Origin of the sequence: Amycolatopsis sacchari (genome assembly GCF_900114035.1) — a bacterium.
Taxonomy (GTDB): domain Bacteria; phylum Actinomycetota; class Actinomycetes; order Mycobacteriales; family Pseudonocardiaceae; genus Amycolatopsis_E; species Amycolatopsis_E sacchari.
Map to the genome: position 1 here is coordinate 245703 of NZ_FORP01000003.1, position 12948 is coordinate 258650.

Annotated in this window: 9 protein-coding genes and 2 tRNA genes; 6 read left to right on the forward strand and 5 right to left on the reverse strand. The window is 70.6% G+C overall.

What is annotated here, in order from left to right:
* Positions 1-38: 38 nt before the first annotated feature.
* Positions 39-1181: an ROK family transcriptional regulator gene (locus tag BMZ92_RS07940; RefSeq protein WP_091505215.1), complete on the forward strand. Its 1143-nt coding sequence runs from the start codon at positions 39-41 to the stop codon at positions 1179-1181.
* An 865-nt stretch (positions 1182-2046) separates the two neighbouring features.
* Here BMZ92_RS07940 and rpmG read toward each other — a convergent pair.
* From rpmG to BMZ92_RS07960, 4 genes are all read right to left on the reverse strand, one after another.
* Positions 2047-2211: a 50S ribosomal protein L33 gene (gene rpmG, locus BMZ92_RS07945; RefSeq protein WP_091505072.1), complete on the reverse strand. Its 165-nt coding sequence runs from the start codon at positions 2209-2211 to the stop codon at positions 2047-2049.
* Positions 2212-2245: 34 nt separating this feature from the next.
* A tRNA-Met gene (locus tag BMZ92_RS07950) sits at positions 2246-2318 on the reverse strand.
* A gap of 76 nt (positions 2319-2394) precedes the next feature.
* Positions 2395-2467: transfer RNA gene (locus BMZ92_RS07955), tRNA-Thr, on the reverse strand.
* A 74-nt stretch (positions 2468-2541) separates the two neighbouring features.
* Positions 2542-5163: a putative bifunctional diguanylate cyclase/phosphodiesterase gene (locus BMZ92_RS07960; protein WP_091505073.1), complete on the reverse strand. Its 2622-nt coding sequence runs from the start codon at positions 5161-5163 to the stop codon at positions 2542-2544.
* Between the two features lie 469 nt (positions 5164-5632).
* On the opposite strand from BMZ92_RS07960, the gene BMZ92_RS07965 reads away from it, so the two are divergent.
* Positions 5633-6394 (forward strand): GNAT family N-acetyltransferase, encoded by a 762-nt coding sequence (locus BMZ92_RS07965; RefSeq protein ID WP_342743473.1) that lies wholly within the window; start codon positions 5633-5635, stop codon positions 6392-6394.
* Between the two features lie 73 nt (positions 6395-6467).
* A complete protein-coding gene (gene lon, locus BMZ92_RS07970) occupies positions 6468-8873 on the forward strand; it encodes an endopeptidase La (protein WP_091505074.1) in 2406 nt (801 codons plus the stop codon).
* On the opposite strand, the gene BMZ92_RS07975 is transcribed toward lon, so the two are convergent.
* A complete protein-coding gene (locus BMZ92_RS07975) occupies positions 8836-9471 on the reverse strand; it encodes a DedA family protein (RefSeq protein WP_091505075.1) in 636 nt (211 codons plus the stop codon). The two genes, lon and BMZ92_RS07975, sit on opposite strands and share 38 nt — an antisense overlap.
* A 110-nt stretch (positions 9472-9581) precedes the next feature.
* Here BMZ92_RS07975 and BMZ92_RS07980 point away from each other — a divergent pair, with 110 nt between their 5' ends.
* From BMZ92_RS07980 to BMZ92_RS07990, 3 genes are all read left to right on the forward strand, one after another.
* Complete coding sequence (locus BMZ92_RS07980; protein ID WP_091505076.1) at positions 9582-10721, forward strand: sensor histidine kinase; 1140 nt, start codon at positions 9582-9584, stop codon at positions 10719-10721.
* Positions 10712-11356 (forward strand): response regulator transcription factor, encoded by a 645-nt coding sequence (locus BMZ92_RS07985; RefSeq protein WP_091505077.1) that lies wholly within the window; start codon positions 10712-10714, stop codon positions 11354-11356. Before BMZ92_RS07980 ends, BMZ92_RS07985 begins: the two co-directional genes overlap by 10 nt.
* A 124-nt stretch (positions 11357-11480) precedes the next feature.
* Entirely contained in the window at positions 11481-12479 is a 999-nt protein-coding gene (locus BMZ92_RS07990) for an ABC transporter substrate-binding protein (RefSeq protein ID WP_091505078.1), read from the forward strand.
* The last annotated feature ends 469 nt before the right edge of the window (positions 12480-12948 follow it).

Genomic DNA, 12948 nt, shown 5'->3' on the forward strand with positions numbered 1-12948 from the left:
CAGGGGATGGGGCGTTGGCGGTCGGCACTCCGGCGAGCATGCGTGAGCTGAACCAGCGCGCGGTGCTGCAGCGGTTGCGTGACCACGGCCCCGCGACGCGCCCCCGGATCGCGGCCGACACGGGCCTGTCCAAGCCCACGGTCGGCCAGGCCCTGCTCGACCTCGAACAGCACGGTCTGGTGCGCACGGCGGGCCGGACGATCTCGGGTCCCGGCCGGTCGGCGGTGGTGTACGAGGTGAACCCCGCGGCCGGGCACGTATTGGGCATCGACATCGGGCGCGGTTTGATCCGCGTCGCGGTGGCGGATCTGGCGGGCTCGGTGGTGGCGCGGCTGGACACCCGGAACAAGGCCCGTTCGGCGGGCGCGCTGCTGCAGTCGGTGCGCTCGGCGGCGGAGGACGCGGTCGCGGAGGCGGGTCTGCGGATGGCGGACATCGTGTCGACGGTCGTCGGCACCCCCGGCGTCCCGGACCACCGCTCGGCGACGCTGCGGCGCGCGCCGAACCTGCCGGGCTGGGAGCGCAAGGGCCTGCTCAACGAGCTGTCGTCCTTGCTGGGCACGGATCTCGTGGTGGAGAACGACGCGAACCTGACCGCCATCGGCGAGTACGAAGCCGGCGCGGCGCGGGATGCCGACGTGTTCGTGTGCGTGACCGTCGGCACCGGGATCGGCATGGGCATCGTGGTCGACGGGGTCCTGTTCCGGGGCGCGCACGGTGCTGCGGGCGAGGTCGGGTACCTGCCCTACGGCTGGCCGCCGCCCAGCTCACCCCCGCGCGAAGGCTTGCTGGAGTCGGCCGCGGCGGCGCATTCGGTGGTGGAGATGGCGTCGGCCCGGGGTCTGTCGGTGCGCACCGCGAAGGACGTCTTCACCCTGGCCCGGGAGGGCGATGCGCGGGCGCTGGAGGCGGTCGAGGAAGAGGCCACGCGCCTGGCGTTCATGGTGGCCTCGGTGGCGGCGGTGATCGACCCGGCGCTGGTCGTGCTCGGCGGTGGGATCGGGAAGAACACGGACCTGCTGTCGGCGCCGCTGGAGCGCGCCCTGGCCCACGCAACACCTCTCCGGCCGACGATCGTGCCAGGGGAACTGGGGGAAGAGGCAGCGTTGACCGGAGCGATCGCGACGGCGCTGAGGACGGCGCGGGATGTGGTGTTCGAGCGGCGGGGGCAGGCGCTATGAGGGCCCCAGAGTTGCGTCGGCTGATACCGGTGGATCACTTTGAGGGGCGGCCGCAGCCTTTTTGCTCGCTTGCGGTTGCCTCGCCAGGCTTGCGGCCCTGGGTCAAAGTGATATGCACAAACCGCAGGCGACGGGATGATCGCTCAGCTCGACCACCTGCCCGAGGCGAGGTCCCGTTGGGGGCCATCATCCTGGAGCCTGCCCGCTGGCGAGGCATTCTTTTTCCCTGCTCGCTTGAGTGCCCGGGCACCGGGGTCCACCGGGCGCTGCGCGCCCTGCTTGAGCGGCCCCACCCCCGCCCCGATCCTTGAGTGTTCACGGCCGATCGAGGCGCGTAAAGAGCGCCTTCGGCGTCCCTTCGGGATGGGCTTCGCCCACTCTTGACGCGCCAGACCGGCCGTAAGTGCGGCTGGGGATCGGGGCGGGGGTGGGTGTGGGCGGTGGGGCCGCTCGCTTCGCATCGCCCGGTGCGGTGCGGCGGTGGGCCTCCCGCCGTTCCGCCGTCGGTTCCGGTGCGCCGGTGGGCCTCCCGCCGTTCCGCCGCCGGGTGCGGCGGGCTTGCCGCCGTTCCGTCATCGGGTGGCGGTGGGTGCCGGGCCCTCGTTCCCTTCGCCACGTGCGGCGGATGGGAGCCCTGCTCGCCTCGGGTTGCTGGGCGGCTGCGAGCCGAGGCCTCTCGCCGTTCCGCCGCCGCTTCCCCGCGCAAGGAAAGCCACCGTCCCCGGGTCGGCCTGCTCGCTTCGGGTTGCCGCGCAAACAAGACCCCGGCCCCCGGTGGCGCCTACCACATTCGGCCCCCGGGGCCCTGCGCAAAAAGAAAACCGCCGCCCCCAACGTGGGGGCGGCGGCTTTCTGGTCTGTGTGCTTAGCGGGTTTCCTTGTGCACCCGGTGCGTACCGCAGTTCGGGCAGAACTTCTTCATCTCCAAGCGGTCCGGGTCGTTACGCCGGTTCTTCTTGGTGATGTAGTTGCGGTGCTTGCACTCCTCGCACGCCAGGGTGATCTTCGGTCGCACGTCGGTGGCAGCCACGGCTACGCCTTTCTCTACAAAACTCGAATCCCGGTAGCGGTGGCCGGACTTGAACCGGCGACACAGCGATTATGAGCCGCTTGCTCTGCCAACTGAGCTACACCGCCCTGATGTGCCCACCGCCCGGGGGTCCAAGGGCACCGGGAGCGCCAGCTCCCTTGGACAGGTTACCACCCGTCCGAGAGCCCCTTTACGGAATCGAACCGTAGACCTTCTCCTTACCATGGAGACGCTCTGCCGACTGAGCTAAAGGGGCGGGATCAACGCCTCAACGTTGAAGCCTCGAAGAGATTACACAACCGGCGACACCCCTCGCGCACCGGGGGTCCCTTACGTCAACAACGTCAGGATCGTCTCCCGCTGACGGCCCGCTGACCTGGCCGTTCGGGCCTGGAGCCAGGCCTCCAGCCGGTCCTCGGCCAGGGGACGCGAGATCAGGTAGCCCTGCGCCACGTCACAGCCCATGGCCTCCAGCTGGTCCCTCGCGATGTCCTCCTCGACGCCCTCCGCGACGACCGTCAGGCCCAGCGAGTGACCCAGCTCGACGATCGAGCGCACCACCGCGAGATCACCCAGGTCCGTGCCCATGCCCAGGACGAAGCTCTTGTCGATCTTGACCTCGTCCACCGGCAGGCGCCGCAGGTAGGCCAGTGACGAATATCCCGTCCCGAAATCGTCGACCGCCAGGACGATGCCCAGCTCGTGCAGCTCCTGCAGGATGGGCAGCGCCTTCTGCGGATCGGCCATCACGCCGGACTCCGTCAGCTCGAACGTCAGCAGCCCCGGTGGCACCCCGAACCGCCGCAGGGAGTCGACCACCTTCGCCGGGAAGTCCACGTCCGCCAGGTTGCGCACGGACAGGTTCACGGCCACCGAGATCCGCAGCCCCTCGTCCATCCACTTGCGCACGCGCTTGAGCGACTCGTCCAGCACGAAACCGGTCAGCACGCCGATGAGCCCCGCCGCCTCGACCGCCGGCACGAACTCGTCCGGGTCCAGTTTCCCGAACTCCGGGTGCACCCACCGGACCAGCGCCTCGACACCCAGCACCTGCTTGCTCGGCAGCGAGATCTTCGGCTGGTAGTGCACGCTCAGCTGGCCCTCTTCCAGCGCCTGCCGGAACTGCGTGACCATCTGGAACCGGCGCAGGAAGATCTGCCCCATGCTCGGCACATAGGCGCGGACCTCTTCCCCACCGCGCGTGGCCCGCACGGCGACGTCGGCCCGCTGCAGCAGCGCGTCGATGTCCGTGCTCTCGCTGTCCTCGGCCAGCGGCGTCGCGTACCCCACCATGGCGTTCGCCTCGACCGTGAGGCGGTCCACCGGGTAGGGCGCCGACAGCTGTCCGCGCAGCCGCTCCGCGACGGCGTGGATCTCGGAACTCGGGTAGCCGACGAGCAGCGCCGCGAACGACGCGCCCTCGAGCCGGGCGAGGGGGACGTCCGGGCCCAGTGCGTCCCGGATCCGCCGGCCCGCGGCGATCACCATCCGGTCCGCCCAGGTGTAGCCGAGCGCGTCGCTGACCGTCGAGAACACATCGAGATCCACCCGCAGCACCGCCGCGTCCTGGTCCCGCAACGGCTCACGCGCCACCTGCCGGAAGCCCGGCCGGTTGAGCAGACCGGTCAGCGGATCGTGGTAGGCGTCGTGGCGCAGCGTCGCCAGCAGGCGCCGGTTGTCCAGCGCCGTCGCGAGGTGGCTGGCCATCGTGCCGAGCAGCTGCACGTCGTACTTGCCGAACCCGCGCCAGCGCGACAGCCGGTCGTGCGCCTCGACGACCCCCAGCAGCTGGTTCGCGCTGCGCAGCGGGACGACCAGCGCCTCCTGCGCGTTGCGGTCCAGCAGTGCGGCCGTGACGTCGGCGTTCGCCTCCGTGATGCGGAAATGCCGGACGTGCGAGCCCGGCAGCCGGACCAGCGCGTCCTCCCCGAGCCGCCCGTCACCGGGCAGCGGCTCGCCCGCGACGACGGTGGTCATCGCCGCGGTCGGCTCCAGCCGCAGGCGCAGGACGACACGGGCCGCGGAGAGCTGGTCCTTGATCCGCTCGGCGATCGTGGCCCAGTCGCTGGCGTTCACGCCGCCGCTGAGGTCGTCGACGCGGCTCGCCGGGCGGGCGGCGGCCTGCTGCCCCGACCTGGCGACCATCAGGCTGACGTCGGAAAGCGCTTCCATGTCCCGCTGCTCGCGCAGCAGGTCCGAATAGGCCCAGTACAGGGCGGAAAGGCCGAGGAACACGGCGACCACGAGCGGCCACGCGTTGCTGGTGCCCGCGATGACGAGGTAACCGCTCAGGCCCACCGAGGCGTTGACGAACCCGACGACCAGGATCCGCCCGGTCAGCCGCAGCGCGGTGCCGATCCGCATCCGCCGCCGCAGCACGCGCACGGCCGCGAGCGCGAGCAGCGTGCTGGCCAGCGGCGCGGTCAGGGTGCCGGCGAGCGCGGCGGGCCACGTCATCTCGGTGGTGCCGGTGGCGTGCTGAACGAGGCCCGCGACGGCGAACGCACTCGTGATCTCCAGCAGGAACGCGCCCGCGTTGTAGAGGACGCGGCCGGACACGCGCCGCACGACGAGTGTGCTGATGCCCGCCACCAGGTGCGCGGCGAGCACGACCTCGAACGGGGCCACGAAGAAGCCGATGACCAGCGGGATCTCGGTGAAGGAGATGGTCCACGAGATACCGCTGCGCACGTCGACGTTGATGCCCAGCTGCTCGGCGAGCAGGAACGACAGCGCGAGCACCGGGCCGATCCACCACAGCGAGGCGTGCCCGTGGAACGGCAGCCACAGCACGGAGACCAGTGCCGCGGACAGGATGCCGAAGGTGAGGACGACGGCCGTGTAGATGCGGAACCGCCGCTCGTCGCCTGCCGCCTCCCCGGAGGACGGGCGGGCTTCGCCACCGGCGGCCGCGGGAGCGGCTGTGTCCGGTGTGCCGCCTGTGCCCGGCATGCGACCTCCTTCCCACCCCTGGCCCCCGGCGCACCTGCACGGAAAACTCGATCTCCGCACGAATGAGGGTGTCACTGTACCCCGGAGGGCGTACTTCAGCCCGTCTCTGATCGTCATCAGATCAGCCCTTAGTTAACAATGCGCCAACGGTCCGCGGCCATGGCGACTACCGGGTGAAACGGGAACCCGAGTGGCGTTCTTTTTCCGATGACGAGCGGTAACCGAACAAGTGCTGCGCTGGATCGAGCAAGAGCGCTTCAATACCGGCATGGACACGGAGGCGATCGCGACACCGCAGGCCACCGGCCCCAGGGCCGCCGACCCGTTGCTGCCCTTGTCAAACCCGCTTGCCCCGCCACCGGAGTCGGTAACCGTTTTCCGCGCCGGGTCCGCGGGTTCGGCCGCCGAGGGGCACGCGTGGCGCAGCGAAGTATCTGAACGATCAAGTGACTCTCTGTGGCGGCCACTCGTGGAGCACCGGCTCGACGTCCGGCTGACCGGCGAAGAACCGGAAGCCGCACTGTCCGAAATCCTCATACGATGGGATGAACATCTCACCGGTGTGGCGAGCGCCGGGGACTGGGACACGGCGGCCGTCGTGGCCCGCCCGAGCCGGGAGCCAGCCGGTTCGGCGGAACTGCTGCGGCACGGCTTCGCACCCGTGCGCGTGCTGGCCGTACGCCCGGCCGACCGCCTCGCCGCGGCCGGCCCACCCGCCGAACCCGGCGTGCGCCTGCGTGCGGCGGAGCCTGCGGACCTCGACACGGCCGTCGAGCTGTACACCGAGCTCCAGCGCTACGACGCCCAGTTCGGGCTCGTGACGTTGCGGGAGAACGCGGGCGAGCTACTGCGGGCCGACCTCGCGGCGCAGCTGGACCGGACGGAGCCGACGGTGTGGCTCGCCGAGCTGTACGGACGCCCGCTGGGGTTCCTGCGGCTGCAGTACCCGCCGGAGACGGACTGGGTCGCGCCGTTCGTCGCCGCGGAGCGCGTCGGCTACCTCTCTTCTCTGCAAGTGTCGGAGGCCGCCCGCTCGTCCGGCGTCGGTACCGCGCTGGCGGCCCACGCCCACCAGCTCTACGACGAGGCGGGGATCGACGCGGTGCTGCTGCACCACACGCTCGCGAGCCCCCGTTCGACGCCGTTCTGGTACGGGCACGGCTACCGCCCGCTGTGGACCTACTGGTACCGCAGGCCCGCTGTTTATTCCCGGAACGCCGCTCGCTCATAGCGAACGACCTGCGGAAACAAAACGGGACGCGGCGAAGTTGAGCTGTGCAGACTCAACTAGAAGGAGCGTCCCGATGACTGAATCCAGGCTCCTGCCCCTGCTTCCCCTCGACGAGGACGTCGTGCTACCCGGCATGATCGTCCCGCTGGAGCTCGACGAGCCCGAAGTCCGTGCCGCGGTGGAATCCGCGCAGGCGAAAGCACCGAGCGCACCGTCGTTCCCCGGCATCCGGTCCCTGCCCGCCGCCAAGGCCGAGGTCCTGATCGTTCCGCGCGTCCACGGCGAGTACGCCGAGCTGGGCACCGTCGCGACGATCGAGCGCATCGGCCGCATCCCCGGCGGCAAGGCCGCCGTGTTGCTGCGGGGCACCCGTCGAGCGCTCGTCGGCGAGACCGGCGAAGGCCCCGGCGCGGCCCGCTGGATGCGTGTGGAGGAAGCGGCGGAGCTGAGCGGTGAGCGCGCGCAAACGCTTGCCGCCGAGTACAAGACCGTGGTGATCTCGATCCTCCAGCAGCGTGGCGGCTGGCAGATGATCGACGCCGTCCAGGAGCTCGAGGACCCGTCCGCGATCGCGGACCTCGCGGGCAACGCCCCGTACCTCGACCTCGACCAGAAGCTGGAGCTGCTGCGCACGCTCGACGTCGCGGCCCGGCTGGAGCGCGCGCTCGAGTGGAGCCGCGAGCACCTGGCCGAGCTGGAGGTCACCGACACGATCCGCAAGGACGTCGCCGAGGGCATGGAGAAGCAGCAGAAGGAGTTCCTGCTGCGCCGCCAGCTGGAGGCGATCCGCAAGGAGCTGGGCGAGCTGGACGGCAGCGGCGACGGTGAGGACGACTACCGCGCCCGCGTCGAGAAGGCCGACCTGCCCGAGCACGTCCGCAAGGCCGCGCTGGCCGAGGTGGACAAGCTGGAGCGGACCTCCGACCAGTCGCCGGAGGGCGGCTGGATCCGGACGTGGCTGGACACCGTCCTGGAGATGCCGTGGCACAAGCGGACCGAGGACGTGCACGACATCGCCGCCGCCCGCGCCGTGCTGGACGCCGACCACGCGGGTCTGGACGACGTGAAGGAACGCATCATCGAGTACCTGGCCGTGCGTGCCCGCCGCGCCGAGGCCGGCAAGGGTCAGGTCGGCGGGCGGCACTCCGGCGCCGTGCTGGCGCTCGTCGGGCCTCCCGGGGTCGGCAAGACCTCGCTCGGCGAGTCCGTCGCGAAGGCGATGGGCCGCGAGTTCGTCCGCGTCGCGCTCGGTGGCATCCGGGACGAGGCGGAGATCCGCGGGCACCGGCGCACCTACGTCGGCGCGCTGCCGGGCCGCATCGTCCGCGCCATCAAGGAGGCCGGGTCGATGAACCCGGTGGTCCTGCTCGACGAGGTGGACAAGGTCGGCGCCGACTACCGCGGCGACCCGACCGCGGCGCTGCTCGAGGTGCTGGACCCGGAGCAGAACCACACGTTCCGCGACCACTACCTGGAGGTCGAGCTCGACCTGTCCGACGTGGTGTTCCTGGCGACCGCCAACGCGCTGGAGACCATCCCCGGCCCGCTGCTGGACCGCATGGAGCTGGTGACGCTGGACGGCTACACCGAGCAGGAGAAGGTCGTGATCGGCCGGGACCACCTGCTGCCGCGTGAGCTGGAGCGGGCCGGGATGCAGCCGGGCGACGTGGTGTTCACCGACGCGGCGCTGAGCCGGATCGCCACCGAGTACACGTGGGAGGCCGGCGTCCGGAACGCGAACCGGACGATCGCGAAGGTGCTGCGCAAGATCGCGACGAAGACCGCGCTGGGCGAGGCGACCCTGCCCGTGACGGTCGACGCCGAGGACCTGCCCGGCTACCTCGGCCGGCCGCGGCACCTGCCCGAGTCCTCGCTGCCCGCGTCGACCCAGAGGACCGCCACCCCCGGCGTCGCGACGGGTCTCGCGGTCACCGGTGCCGGTGGTGACGTCCTCTACGTCGAGGCCTCGCTGGCGGACCCGGAGTCCGGCGGCACCGGGCTGACCCTGACCGGCCAGCTGGGTGACGTGATGAAGGAGTCGGCGCAGATCGCCCTGTCGTACCTGCGGTCTCATGGCGCGGAGCTCGAGCTGCCGGTCGGTGACCTGAAGGAGCGCGGTATTCACGTGCACGTCCCCGCGGGCGCGGTGCCGAAGGACGGCCCGTCGGCCGGGGTCACGATGACCACCGCGCTGGCGTCGCTGCTGTCGGGCCGCGTGGTGCGGGCCGACGTGGCGATGACCGGTGAGGTCTCGCTGACCGGGCGGGTGCTGCCGATCGGCGGCGTCAAGCAGAAGCTGCTGGCGGCGCACCGGGCCGGGATGAAGACGGTGATCATCCCGCAGCGCAACGAGCCGGACCTCGACGACGTCCCCGCGGACGTCCTCGCCGAGCTTGACGTGCACCCCGTGTCGAACGTCCGCGAGGTGCTGGAGCTGGCGCTCACTGCCGCGTCGGCGCCGGTCGCCCAGGCCGCCTGAGCCGCACCACGACGAACCCGATGATCGCGACGGCTACGCCGGCGAGGACCAGGTACTGGGCCACGCCGGCGTAGTCGTTCACGACGTGCCAGTTGGCGCCGAGCAGGTAGCCCGCGATCACGAACGCGGTGTTCCACAACAGACTCCCGAGTGTGGTGAGCGCGAGAAACCGGGCGAAGGGCATTCGCTCGATCCCGGCCGGCAGCGAGATGAGGCTCCGGAAGATCGGCACCATCCGCCCGAAGAACACCGCCTTCTGCCCGTGCCGCGCGAACCACGCCTCGGTGCGGTCGAAGTCCTCGGCCTTCAGCAACGGGATCCGCAGGATCAACGCGCGCGTGCGCTCGCGGCCCAGCAGCACGCCGAGCCAGTAGACGATCATCGCCCCCGCCACCGAACCCAGCGTCGTCCAGGCCAGTGCGCCGAGGAGCGTGAACGTGCCCTGGCTCGCGGAAAAGCCCGCGAGTGGCAGCACGAGCTCGCTGGGGATGGGCGGGAACAGGTTGTCCAGGCCGACGATCAGCGCGGCACCGGGCCCGCCGAGGGTGTCCATCAGGTGTACGGCCCAGCCCGCCAGGCCTGTCAGTGATTCGCTCATGCCATCCGACGCTACGAACCGCGGCCGCCTCGGACCATGCGGTCGACCGCCGACTTTTACTGTGGAAAACCGCAGTCCGCACGGCCCCGCCGCTCGCTAGTCTCGACGTCATGAACCACGTAGGCCGGGCCGCCCGGATCACCGTCGGGCTCGCGCTCGGCGGTCTCGCCGCGTTCGCGGAGGCGGTCTTCGTGGTGCTCGCCGTGCCGTCGCTGGCGGTCCGGGCCGTGCGGCCGCGGGTGTTCGCGGCTGCCCGCGCACTGGCCGAAGTGGACCGTCGGAGGCTGGCGCGCTGGTACGGCAGCGAGAACGCCGACGACTACCGCGGCGAGCGCGCGCTGCGGTACCTGTCGGTGCGGTGCGTGCTCGGCGGCATCGGGGCGGGGATCTTCGTGTTGATCGCGCTGGGCGGGACCTCCATCGGGATCATGCTGTGGCAGGTCGCCACCGGGCGGCCGCTGGGTGGCGGAGATCCCATCGGCCGGGACCACGACTGGTACGACGGGCTCGCGGTCCTGCTGCTCGGCACCGTGTTGTTGTTCGTCGCGCTGCAGGGGCTGGCCGGCGTGGTGTCGTTCGAGCGGCGGCTGGCGCGGTACTTCTTCGGCCCGAGCCAGCGGGAACTGTTGCAGCGCAGGGTGACCGCGCTCGCGGAGAGCCGGGCCGAGGTGCTGGCGGCCGTGGACGAGGAGCGCCGCCGGATCGAGCGCGACATCCACGACGGGGTGCAGCAACGGCTCGTCGCGCTCGGCATACTGCTGGGCCGTGCGCGGCGCGCGAAGGACAGCACGAGGTCGGACGAGTTGCTACGCCAGGCACACGAGGAGGCGACGTGGGCGCTGGAGGACCTGCGTGAGGTGGCGTGGCGGGTGTACCCGGTCGCGCTGGCCTCCGAAGGCCTGCCCGCGGCGCTCGAATCGCTCGCCGAGCGGGCAGGCTTGCCGGTAGACCTGCGGTGTGAAGTCGGTTCACTACCGGCAGCCGTCGAGACGGCCGCGTACTTCGTGGTTTCGGAGGCCGTGACGAACGCGGTCAAGCACGCGGACGCGAGCCGGATCGCGGTGTCCGTGCTGGAGGAGTCGGGCAGCGTGCACGTCGAGGTCGTCGACGACGGGTTCGGCGGGGCACACCTCGGCGGCGGTGGGTTGTCCGGGCTGGCGCGGCGGGTCGCCGGGGTGGAGGGCGAGTTCACTGTGGACAGTCCCGAGGGCGGGCCGACGCGGATCGGGGCGGTGTTGCCGTGCGCGTGATCCTGGCCGAGGACTCGACGCTGTTGCGCGAAGGGCTCGTCCGGCTGCTGTCCGAGGAGGAGCACGAGGTGGTCGCCGCGGTCGGCGACGCGGAGGCGTTGCTCGCCGAGACCGAGGCGCACCAGCCCGATGTGGTGGTCACCGACGTCCGGATGCCGCCTTCGCACACCGACGAGGGCATGAGAGCGGCGCTAGAGATCCGGCGCCGCTGGCCGGGCGTGGGGGTGCTCGTGCTGTCGCAGTACGTGGAGAAGCGGTACGCCACGAACCTCATCACCGGCGAACGCGGACGCGTGGGCTACCTGCTCAAGGACCGCGTCATGCAGGTGGGCGAGTTCCTGAAGGCGCTGGACCGCGTGGCGCGGGGTGGCGCTGCGTTCGATCCCGAGGTGGTGCGGCGGCTGCTGGCCCGCTCGTCCCACACCGATCCGCTCGCGACGCTCACCGAGCGTGAAGTCGAGGTGCTGGCGAAGATGGCAGAGGGGCACTCGAACGCCGGTATCGGGGCGGAGCTGCACGTGTCGCAGAGCACGGTCGAGAAGCACGTGAACTCCATCTTCGACAAGCTGGGCCTCGCCCACACGGCGGGCTTCAGCAGGCGGGTACTGGCCGTGGTGCGCTACCTCGATTCCTAACGGACTGGTCACAGGGTGATGCAGCGCGCCTTGACGGGGCAGTTTGGCTAGGCAAACCTAAGCGGCAACAGCACTGCGGTTACGACCGGTAGCCGCTGCCCCGCCGGTTCAGGAAAGGCAGTTCATGTCCCGTAAGAGAATCCTCGGCGCCCTGCTGCTCGCGGGCGCCGTCTCCTTCGGCCTGGTCGCGTGCGGCGACGTGCAGGACTCGTCGTCCTCGGCGCCGTCGTCCTCGGCCGCGACGGATGCCGCCGCGTTCCCCGTGACGATCACGCACAAGTTCGGCTCGACGACGATCGAGAAAGCGCCTTCGCGGGTGGTCGTGGTCGGGACGTCGAGTGACGACCTGGACGCGGCGCTGGCGCTGGGCGTGACGCCGGTCGCGTTCTTCAACAAGTCCGGCACGTCCGGCGTGCCCGCCTACCTGGAGGGCAAGCTCGATCCGGCGAAGACGAAGATCGTCGACGCGACCAACGGCGTCAACGCCGAGGAGGTCGGGGCGCTCACGCCGGACCTGATCCTGGCCACCGCCGACTACGGCCTCGACCAGGAGTACCCGAACCTGTCGAAGATCGCGCCGACCGTCGGCTACGCGACCGAGTGGGGCGCGCAGTCGTGGCAGGAACACGTGCAGGTGACGGCGAAGGCGCTGGGCAAGTCCAGCCAGGCACAGCAGGTCATCGACACCACGCAGGCCGCCATCGACAAGGTGAAGGCGGACTACCCGAAGGCGGCGGGCAAGACGTTCACCGCCTCCGTCGGCAACACCGCGGGCAAGATCTTCACGCTGGTGTCGCAAAAGGACTTCGCGGTGCAGCTGATCCAGTCGCTGGGCCTGAAGCTGTCGCCGAACGTGGCGAACCTGGGCCAGAACGACTCCGGCAGCCCGACCGGTTCGCTGTCGCCCGAGCAGTACGACAAGCTCGCGGCCGACCTCGTGGTCATCGCGTTCACCTCGCCCGACCTGCAGCAGGCATTCGAGAGCAACCAGCTCGTGGCGAACGTGAAGTCGGGCAACTACCTGGTGGTCGACATGGCGACCATCTCGGCCCTGCGCTACCCGACGGTCTACGACATCCCGTGGGTGCTGGACAAGCTCAAGCCCGGCCTCGCGAAGCTCTGACCGCTGAACGGCCCCCTTCCCACGCGGAAGGGGGCCGTTCTCGCCTCAGGACAGTTCGCTCTCCAGGTCCAGATCGGTCAGTGCGCGTTTGGGGCCACGCACCGGTCTTAACAGATGCGGAAAACCTCAGTCCGGCTGGGCGCTTCGCCGACAGGGTGCTGAATTTGGGCTGTGGCGGGTCAGCGCACGATGCTGTGCCAGACGAACCGCTCCGGCGGACGACCCCGGGCCAATGCTGAACGGCTTCCCAGTCCGCGCCTTGCACGAGGCGGTGCATTACACCTCGGGAGCGACGGGAGCACCTGTCATCGCCGCCACCGACACACGTTCTTCGCTCTCGCGCCTGGACCGCTGTGCCGCGCGGCTCCATGCCAGGCACCCCTCCACTAAGCGATCCCGAGCTGCTCCCGCACCAGCGGGTGCTCCACGACCGGCATCGGATCGTGGCTTTCGGCGGCGGAGAGCCAGC

Bases quoted from the DNA above. Each gene is read 5' to 3' on its own strand.
- BMZ92_RS07990 (WP_091505078.1), top strand. From the start codon at position 11,481: ATGTCCCGTAAGAGAATCCTCGGCGCCCTGCTGCTCGCGGGCGCCGTC.
- BMZ92_RS07975 (WP_091505075.1), bottom strand. From the start codon at position 9,471: ATGAGCGAATCACTGACAGGCCTGGCGGGCTGGGCCGTACACCTGATG.
- BMZ92_RS07980 (WP_091505076.1), top strand. From the start codon at position 9,582: ATGAACCACGTAGGCCGGGCCGCCCGGATCACCGTCGGGCTCGCGCTC.
- lon (WP_091505074.1), top strand. From the start codon at position 6,468: ATGACTGAATCCAGGCTCCTGCCCCTGCTTCCCCTCGACGAGGACGTC.
- BMZ92_RS07960 (WP_091505073.1), bottom strand. From the start codon at position 5,163: ATGCCGGGCACAGGCGGCACACCGGACACAGCCGCTCCCGCGGCCGCC.
- BMZ92_RS07940 (WP_091505215.1), top strand. From the start codon at position 39: ATGCGTGAGCTGAACCAGCGCGCGGTGCTGCAGCGGTTGCGTGACCAC.